This is a genomic window from Nocardiopsis trehalosi NBRC 14201 (assembly GCF_001552555.1).
Lineage (GTDB): Bacteria > Actinomycetota > Actinomycetes > Streptosporangiales > Streptosporangiaceae > Nocardiopsis_B > Nocardiopsis_B trehalosi.
Map to the genome: position 1 here is coordinate 1 of NZ_BCRK01000220.1, position 8,616 is coordinate 8,616.

Sequence of the window (8,616 nt, forward strand, 5' to 3'; positions counted from 1 at the left end):
CCACCCGACGGCGGCGGCCCCGCCGCGTTCCGGCCGCGCGGGGCTGTCGGCGGGCGGCGCCCGTTCGCTAGGGTCCCGAGGATGAGACCTTCGGACATCACCCGGCTGCACACCCTCGGCGCACCCGTCCTATCACCCGACGGCCGGTACGCGATCGTGGCCGTGACCCGGCCCGACCTCGACGCCGACGCCTACCGCGGCGGCCTGTGGCGGGTCGATACCGACGGGTCGGCCGAACCCCGCCCGCTGACCGGCGGCGCCCGCGACTCCGCCCCCGCGTTCTCGCCCGACGGCCGCCTCATCGCCTTCCTGCGCGCCGAGGACGACGGGCCGGCGCAGGTGCACGTGCTGCCGGCCGACGGCGGCGCGCCCTGGCGGGTCACCGACCGCCCGCTGGGCGTCACCGAGTTCGCGTGGGCGCCCGACTCCGCCCGCCTCGCCTTCGTCGCCCGCGTCCCCGAGGAGGGCCGCTACGGCGACACGCCCGCGGGCGCCGAGCCGCCGCGGCGCATCACCACGCTCCAGTACCGGCTCGACGGCGTCGGTTTCACCACCGACCGCCGCCCGCACGTGTTCGTCACCGACCTCGGCTCGCACAGCGGGGTCGGCACCGCCGCCCGGGTCACCGAGGACGGTTTCGACCACTCCGGGATCGCGTGGAGCCCCGACGGCGCGCTGCTGGCGTTCACCTCGGCCCGCCACGCCACCCGCGACTCCGACCTGGTGTCCGACGTGTGGGTGTGCGCCCCCGACGGCACCGGGCCGCGCGCCCTCACCCGCGCCGACCTGGCGGCCGAGCAGCCCCGGTTCACGCCCGACGGCCGCACGGTGTGCTTCACCGCCACCGAGACCGGCGCGGACCGGCGGAGCGTGTTCGCCGAGAACACCGGCCTGTGGACGGTGCCGGTCGACGGGTCCGCGCCCCCGCGCCGCCTCACCTCCGCCGAGGACGTCACCCGGGGCCGCACGGCGGACATCGTGCCCACCGCCGAGGGCGTGCTCTTCCCGGCGGAGAACCGGGGCGCGGTCGAACTGCTGGAGGTGCCCTACGACGGCGGCGCGCCGCGCGTCCTGGTGGGCGGGCCGCGCGAGGTGCAGTCGGCCGCGCGCGCCGCCGGCACGACGGTGGCCGTCGTCGCCGACGGCCGGACGACGGGTGAGCTGCTCCGCGTCGACGCGTCCGGCGAGCACGCCCTGACCGCGTTCGGCGCCGGTCCGGACCCGCTCCCGCTGGAGGAGGTCACCGCCACCGCCGAGGACGGCTACCCGGTGCACGGCTGGCTCGTCCGCCCCGAGGGGCCGGGCCCGCACCCGGTGCTGCTGATGATCCACGGCGGCCCGTTCACCCAGTACGGGTGGCAGGTGTTCGACGAGGCGCAGGTGTACGCCGGCGCGGGCTACGCCGTGGTGATGGGCAACCCGCGCGGATCGTCCGGCTACGGGCGGGTGCACGGGGCGGCGGTCGCCGGGGACGTGGGGCGGGTGACGGCCCGCGACCTGACGGCGCTGCTGGACGCCGCGCTGGAGCGCGGCGACCTCGACGCCGGGCGGATGGGCGTGCTGGGCGGTTCGCACGGCGGCTACATGACCGGGTGGATGGCCGCCCACCACGGCGACCGGTTCCGCGCCGCGATCAGCGAGCGGGCGGTCAACGCGATCGACAGCTTCCACGGGTCCAGCGACATCGGGTGGTACTTCGCGGCCGACGTCTACGGCCCCGACCCGGCGGGGTGGGGGGAGCAGAGCCCCCTGACCCACGCGGACGCCATCACGGTCCCGACCCTGATCATCCACTCCGAGGAGGACTGGCGCTGCCCGGTCGAGCAGGCGCAGCGCCTGTTCGTGGCGTTGAGGCTGCGCGGGGTCGAGGCGGAGCTGCTGCTGTTCCCCGGGGAGGGCCACGAGCTGTCGCGCTCGGGTCGGCCGAGCCACCGGGTCGCCCGGTTCGAGGCCATCCTCGACTGGTGGTCCCGCCACCTGTGAGCCGCGCCCCGGGGCGGGCGCGGCCGCGCCGGAGGCGGGGCGGGGAGCGGTCGGGGCCGGGCTCGGCCGCCGCCTATGAGGCCCACGCCGGGGCGGCGGCACGGGCGCCCTGGCCGCCCCGGTCGGCCCGGGCCGGGCTCGGCCGTCGTTTGTGAGGCCCGCGCCGGGGCGGTGACACGGTCGCCCCGGTCGGCCTGGGTCGGGGGCCGGGCTCAGCCGCTGATTGTGAGTTTCGCCCCGAGACGGCGGCACGGCCGCCCCGGGCCGGGCGCGGCCTCGCGCCGGGGCGGGGCCGGGGCTCGGCCGTCCGCCGGGCTCGGCCGCCGCCTGCGTCGCCACCGCCCTCGTCGTCGGGGAGTGGGATGCGGCCGGTGGCGGCGGCCAGCCGCGCGCGGACGGCGGCGCGCGCCCTCGCGTAGGCGTCGTCGTCGTGCCGGACCGAGGCCGCGCCGGCGAGGAGTGCGTCGGCCTCGAAGGCGTGCTGATCGGGGTCGGTGCCGTCGCGTCCCGGTCGCGGTCGGCTGACCGGGGGCGTCGGCGGTCCCGGACCCGCGCGGCGCGGCGCCCCCGGCCGCCGCCCCGGTCGGCCGGGGGCGCGGCACCGGCCGGGACAGCGGGGGAGGGGTGGGGCCGGTGCGCGGCCTGCCGCCCGGCGGCCTGGGGGCCGGGGTGGTCGCGGTCCGGGCAGGCGTCCCGGTGTCCGGTCAGGTGGCCTCGGCCGACGTCCCGGCCCCGTGGGTCGCCTCGGTGTCGCCGGGCGCCGCGTCGGTCGCGGGGGCCGGGAGGCCGGGGAACAGGCGATCGAGGTGGTAGTCGAGGACCTCCCGCGCCGACGCGGGGGTGCGCAGGCCCGAAAGGACGCCGGTGCCCAGGCCGTGCGCGAGCGCGAGCAGGCGGGCCGCCTCGGTGGCGGGGTCGGCGCCGGGGGCCAGGTGGTCCCGGTCGGCGGTGAGGGCGGCCGCGAGGTCCCGCTCCAGGCGCGCCGGGCCCGCCGTGAACGCCTGGGCGGCGAGGTCGGGGTCGGTCAGGGCGAGCACCGCCGAGGACGTCCAGACCAGGTGGAAGAGGCGACTCGGCCCGTCGGTCGGCAGCGCCTCGGCGAGCAGCGCGCCGACGCGGGCGCGCGGCCCCGGGGCCGGGCCCAGCGCCGCCAGCCGGTCGGCCCAGCGCGCCCGGCTCTCGGCGTCCAGGCGGTCGAGAGCGGCGCGCATCAGCAGGGCCTTGTTCGTGAAGTAGTACTGCACGAGCCGCAGGGAGACGCCCGCCTCGGCCGCGACGGAGCGCATGGTCACCGCGTGCAGGCCGTCCCGGGCGGCGACGCGGAGCAGCCCGCCGAGGATCTGGGCGCGGCGCTGGTCGTGGTCGGCGGTCCTGGGCACGTCGGTCCTCCGGGGTCGCGGTCGGACCCCCATGATACGCCTGTACCATAATGGTACGCGTGTATCAGAGAGGGAGGATCATGGCCGAGGACTCCAGGGGCGCCGCCCCCGCAGGGCCCGCACGCCCTGCGGGCGGCGCCGCGCCGAGCGGGAGCGGGCGGCGCGGCCGGACCGTGCTCGTCCTGGCGTGCGCCGCGCAGTTCATGGTGGTGCTCGACGTCTCCGTGGTGAACGTCGCGCTGCCCGCCATCCGGGGCTCGCTCGGCTTCACCGGCGCCACCCAGCAGTGGGTCGTCACCGCGTACGCCCTGGTCTTCGCCGGGTTCCTGCTCCTCGGCGGCCGCCTCGCCGACCTCTGGGGCGCCCCGCGCGTCTTCGCGGGCGGGCTCGCCCTGTTCACCGCCGCCAGCCTGGCCGGCGGCTGCGCCCCCACCCCCGGCGTGCTCGTCGCCGCGCGCGCCGCCCAGGGCCTGGGCGCGGCCGTGCTCGCCCCCGCCACGCTCACCCTGCTCACCACCGCCTTCCCCGAGGGGCCCGAGCGCAGCCGGGCGCTCGCCGCGTGGACCGCCGTCGCGGTGGGCGGCGGGGCGGCGGGCAACCTCGTCGGGGGCGTGCTCACCGAGTACCTGTCGTGGCGGTGGACGCTGCTCGTCAACGTCCCCGTCGGCGCTCCGGCGCTGCTCGCCGCGCTGACGCTCCCCCTCGCCGGCGGCGGGCGCGGCGGCGGCGCCCGGCTGGACGTCCCCGGGGCGGCGGCGGTGACCGTCGGCGTCGCCGCGCTGACCCTCGGCCTCACCCGGATCGCGGAGCGCGGCGCCGCCGACGCGGCGGCGGTGGGCGCGCTGGCCGGGGGCGCGGCCGCCCTCGCGCTCTTCGCGGTGGTCGAGGCCCGGGTCGCCCCCGTTCCGCTGGTGCCGCCCCGGCTGCTGCGCGTCCGCGCGCTCGCGGTCGGCAACACCGTCATGCTGCTCACCGGGGCCTGCCTGGTCCCGATGTGGTACTTCCTCTCCCTGTACCTCCAGGACGTGCTCGGCTACGGCCCGCTGCGCACCGGCGCGGCGTTCCTCCCGCACACGCTCACCACCATGGCCGTCGCGGCCCGGGTCGCACCCCCGCTCCTCGACCGGTTCGGCGCGCGGGCGCTGGTGGCCGCCGGCGCCGCCGTCGCCGCCCTCGGTTTCCTGTGGCAGAGCCGGACCGTGCCCGACGACGGCTACCTGGCGGGCGTCCTCGCGCCCGGCGTGGTCCTGGCGGCGGGCAGCGGGCTGCTCACGGCCCCGCTGACCGCCGCCGCCACCTCGGGGGTGCGCCCGGGCGACGCCGGGGCGGCGTCGGGGCTGCTCAACACCACCAAGCAGGTGGGCGGGGTGCTCGGCCTGGCCGCTCTGGTGGTGGTCGCCGGGTCCGGCGGCCCCGGCGGCGGCGCCGACCACGGGCGCGCGTTCCTGGCCATCGCCGGGCTGCTCGCGGCGGCCGCCGCAGTGGCGCTCGCCCTGCCGCGCGGCGTGCCGGGGGAGGACGTCACATCCCGACCCGCATCGGGTCGGAGCTGGGCGCGTCGGCGCCCGAGGCGGCCTCCATCGTGATGCCGATCTCCCGGGCCGACCCCAGGCCGTGCGCCATGCCGGTGAGCATGCCGCCGGACTCGGCGAGCATCCCGGCGGGGCGCACCCCGTCGTCCTCGACGTACCAGAGCTGGTAGCCCATCCCCGGCGGCGCCTCCGGCAGGCCCTTCACCACCACCATCACCGCGTCGCTGCGCTCGGAGGCCACCACGGTCGCCGACGCCCCGGTGCCCTCGACCCGCGACTCCCGCAACCGGGCGTCGGAGGCGGCGAGCAGCGCCTCGACCTCCGCCGTGTGCGACCGCAGCTCGGCCATGCGCGCGCCCATGGCGGCGACCGTGCCGCCCAGCACCAGCGCGACCGCCAGCGCCGCCGCCGCCACGAGCCACGGCGCGCGGACGCGCGGCCGGCGGATGCGCGTGCGCCGCCGACCGGTCGACGGCGGCAGCGGGGCGGCACCCGCGCCGGGCTCCGCCGCCCCCGCGATCGGCGGCACCTGGCGGACGTCCGCCACGGCCGACCGCACCCGCTCCCAGACGTGGTCGCCCGGGCGCCGGGCCGCGCCGTAGGCCAGGCGCACCGCCGTCGCCCGGAAGTCCGCCAGGTCCCGCCGGCAGTCGGCGCACGCGGCGACGTGCGCCTCGGCGCGGCGCAGCTCCGCCCCGTCCAGCGCGTCGACGGCGTAGGCCGCCGTCAGCCCGTGCGCGTCGTCGTCCGCCGATCTCACGTGGTCACCCCCAGGCAGTCGCGCAGCCGGATCAGCCCGTCGCGCAGCCGGCCCTTGACCGTGGTCAGGGGCACCCCGAGCAGGTCGGCGGCCTCGCGCTGGGTGTAGCCGGTGTAGTAGGTCAGGCGCACGGCCTGGCGCTGCGGCTCGGTCAGCCGGCGCAGGCACCGCCGCACGCGCTCGCGCTCCATGCGGTGCTCGACCTCGTCGGGCACCGCGTCGGCGGGGGAGGACTCCGGGGTGCGGCGGCCGGCCTCGGCCAGCCGGGCGGCCGCCGCCTGCTCGGAGCGGACCCGGTCGACGGCGCGGCGGTGCGCCACGGTCAGCACCCACGGGCGCACCCCGCCCCGGCGCGGGTCGTGCCGCGCGGCCAGCCGCCACACCTCGGTGAACACCTCCTGCACCACCTCCTCGGCCTGGGCGCGGTCGCGCAGCACGCGCAGCGCCAGCCCGTAGACCGGGGCGGACAACTCCCGGTACACCGCCGCGAACGCGTCCAGGTCGCCCAGCGCCGTACGGCGCAGGGGCCCGGCGAGGTCGTCGCCGTCCCGGTCCGGTGCCGCCGCCCCCTCCGCGCCGACCACGCCCTCCGCGCGCCCGGCGGGCCCCGCCGATCCGGTGCGCTCCACCCGCTCCACCGCCCCACCTCGCTCCTCCGTGGCGTCCACTGTCCCATTCGGAGCCCGGTCGGCGGGGGCGACCGGGCACGGCTGTGGACGGCCGCCCGCAGACCCAGGTGTTATCGTTCCGTGACCTCGTCGGCGGTCGCCGAGGCGGGTACCGCTCCGAACCCCGGGTGTGTCCGACCAGATCAGCACCGCCGACCGCCGCCCCCGGGGCGGCCCCGCGCCCGCCCCGTCCCGTGCCGCCGCAGCGCTGTGCGGTGTGCTCGCGGCGGGGGCCGCCCTCGCCGCCGCCCAGGTCGCGGCCGCGTTCCTGCGCCCCGAGGCCGCGCCGGTCCTGGCCGTGGGCGACGCCGTCGTCGACCTCACCCCGCCCGCGCTGAAGGACCTCGCGGTCGGCCTGGTCGGCACCGCCGACAAGCCGCTGCTGCTCGGCGGCATCGCGGTCCTGCTGGCCGGGTTCGCCGCCCTCGTCGGCCTCGCCGGGCGGTGGCGCCCCTGGGCGGGGTCGGCGGGGGTCGCCGCCTTCGCCCTGGTCGGCGCGGCGGCCGCGGCAACCCGGCCCGACGGCGGGCCCCTCGATGTGCTGCCCGCCCTGCTGGGCGGTGCGGTCGGCCACGCCGTCCTCCGGCTGCTGCTGGCCGCCGCCCCGCACCCGGCGCCGCCGGAGGGGGCCGCGCCGGAGGGCGGAGCGGCGCCGGAGAACGGCGCGGGGGCGGAGCGGCCCGCGGCCGACCGGGCCGACCGGGCCCCCGGGTTCGATCGGCGCCGCTTCGTGCTGCTCGCCGGGTCGGCCGCCGCCCTGTCCGCCGCTGCCGGCGGCGGCGCCTACGCCTACACCTCCGCGCGGGCGCGCGCCGACGCGGCCGGCCGCGCGATCCGGCTGCCCGCGCCCGCCTCTCCCGCGCCCCCGCTGCCCGACGGGGCCGACCTCGATCTCGACGGGCTCGCGTCCTTCTTCACCCCCAACGAGGACTTCTACCGGATCGACACCGCGCTGTCGGTGCCGCGCGTCGACGCCACCACCTGGACCCTGCGCGTCCACGGCCGGGGCGTCCGCGAGCGCGAGTACACCTTCGCCGACCTGCTCGACCGCGCCGACCTGATCGAACGCGACATCACCCTGGCCTGCGTGTCCAACCCCGTGGGCGGCGGGTACGTCGGCACCGCGCGGTGGATCGGGGTCCCGCTCGCCGCCCTGCTCGCCGAGGCCGGGGTGCGCCCGCCCACCGACGGCGGCCCGGCCGACCAGCTCATCTCCCGGTCGGCCGACGGCATGACCATCGGCACGCCCGTCGCGGACGTGCTCGACGGCCGCGACGCGCTGCTCGCCGTCGGCATGAACGGCCGCCCGCTGCCGGTCGAGCACGGCTTCCCCGTGCGCATGGTCGTTCCCGGCCTCTACGGCTACGTGTCGGCGTGCAAGTGGCTGGTGGACCTGGAGCTGACCACCTTCGCCGACGTCGACGCCTACTGGGTGCCGCGCGGCTGGTCCGCCCGGGGGCCGGTCAAGACCCAGTCGCGCATCGACGTGCCGCGCGACGGCGCCGAGGTGGCGGCGGGGCGGGTCACCGTCGCGGGGGTGGCGTGGGCGCAGCACGTCGGTGTCGACGGCGTTGAGGTGCGGGTCGACGACGGCCCGTGGCGCCCGGCCCGCCTCGCCGCCGAGGACACCGCCGACACCTGGCGGCAGTGGGTGCTCGACTGGGACGCCGAGCCCGGCACCCACCGGCTCGCCGTCCGCGCCACCGACCGCGGCGGCGCCGTGCAGACCGCCGCCACCGCCCCGGTCGCCCCGGACGGCGCCACGGGCCACCACCGGATCGCCGTGACCGTCGCCGAGGGGTGATCCCGGCCGCCCAACGGGTAGCGAGACCACCGTGGGCCGGCGACGGCCACGGGGACGGCGCCGCGGCACGCGCCGCGCCGCCACCGCAGGAGACCGCACGACGACGAGGAGTCGCACATGTCCGTTGAGCTGATGCACGCCCTCCGCCGGGTGGCGGCCGCCGGGGGCATCGCCCTGGCGCTGGCCCTCCCGCTGTCCGCCTGCAACGACGGCGACGACGGGGACGACGGTTCCGACCAGGAGACGCAGCAGCAGGAGGACGACGGCGGCGGCGACGGCGGGATGGACGACGGCGACGGTGACGACGGCGACGACATGAACGACGAAGGCGGCCCCGACGACGACGCCTCCGCCGACGGCGGCGGCGCGGACGACGGCGACGACGCGTCGGACGCCCCCGACGACGCCGATGACACCGGTGCCGACGACATGGACGACAACAACTGACCCGCCCCCTCCGGCCTCCGGCCCGCCCGCCGCCCCGGCGGGC

At 79.1% G+C, this 8,616-nt stretch carries 7 protein-coding genes; 4 read left to right on the forward strand and 3 right to left on the reverse strand.

The genetic code is table 11. The annotated features are described in order from the left end of the window. Positions 1–81 precede the first annotated feature (81 nt). Complete coding sequence (locus tag NT8_RS25165; protein WP_067974654.1) at positions 82–1,983, forward strand: S9 family peptidase; 1,902 nt, start codon at positions 82–84, stop codon at positions 1,981–1,983. A gap of 704 nt (positions 1,984–2,687) precedes the next feature. Here the strand turns inward: NT8_RS25165 and NT8_RS25170 are convergent. Further along, complete coding sequence (locus tag NT8_RS25170) at positions 2,688–3,362, reverse strand: TetR/AcrR family transcriptional regulator (RefSeq protein ID WP_084469269.1); 675 nt, start codon at positions 3,360–3,362, stop codon at positions 2,688–2,690. Between the two features lie 80 nt (positions 3,363–3,442). Here NT8_RS25170 and NT8_RS25175 point away from each other — a divergent pair, with 80 nt between their 5' ends. After that, positions 3,443–4,948, forward strand: a complete 1,506-nt coding sequence (locus NT8_RS25175) for an MFS transporter (RefSeq protein WP_084469270.1) — start codon at positions 3,443–3,445, stop codon at positions 4,946–4,948. Here NT8_RS25175 and NT8_RS25180 read toward each other — a convergent pair. Both NT8_RS25180 and sigK read right to left on the reverse strand, forming a co-directional pair. Continuing rightward, positions 4,884–5,654 carry an anti-sigma factor gene (locus NT8_RS25180; RefSeq protein ID WP_067974657.1) on the reverse strand — a complete coding sequence of 257 codons (771 nt, stop codon included), beginning with the start codon at positions 5,652–5,654 and terminating at the stop codon, positions 4,884–4,886. The two genes, NT8_RS25175 and NT8_RS25180, sit on opposite strands and share 65 nt — an antisense overlap. Next, positions 5,651–6,238, reverse strand: a complete 588-nt coding sequence (gene sigK, locus NT8_RS25185) for an ECF RNA polymerase sigma factor SigK (protein WP_067974662.1) — start codon at positions 6,236–6,238, stop codon at positions 5,651–5,653. The genes NT8_RS25180 and sigK overlap by 4 nt, the downstream gene beginning before the upstream one ends. A gap of 214 nt (positions 6,239–6,452) precedes the next feature. Here sigK and NT8_RS25190 point away from each other — a divergent pair, with 214 nt between their 5' ends. Continuing rightward, positions 6,453–8,126 carry a molybdopterin-dependent oxidoreductase gene (locus NT8_RS25190; protein ID WP_084469272.1) on the forward strand — a complete coding sequence of 558 codons (1,674 nt, stop codon included), beginning with the start codon at positions 6,453–6,455 and terminating at the stop codon, positions 8,124–8,126. Positions 8,127–8,243: 117 nt separating this feature from the next. Further along, complete coding sequence (locus NT8_RS25195) at positions 8,244–8,573, forward strand: hypothetical protein (RefSeq protein WP_067974660.1); 330 nt, start codon at positions 8,244–8,246, stop codon at positions 8,571–8,573. Positions 8,574–8,616 lie beyond the last annotated feature (43 nt).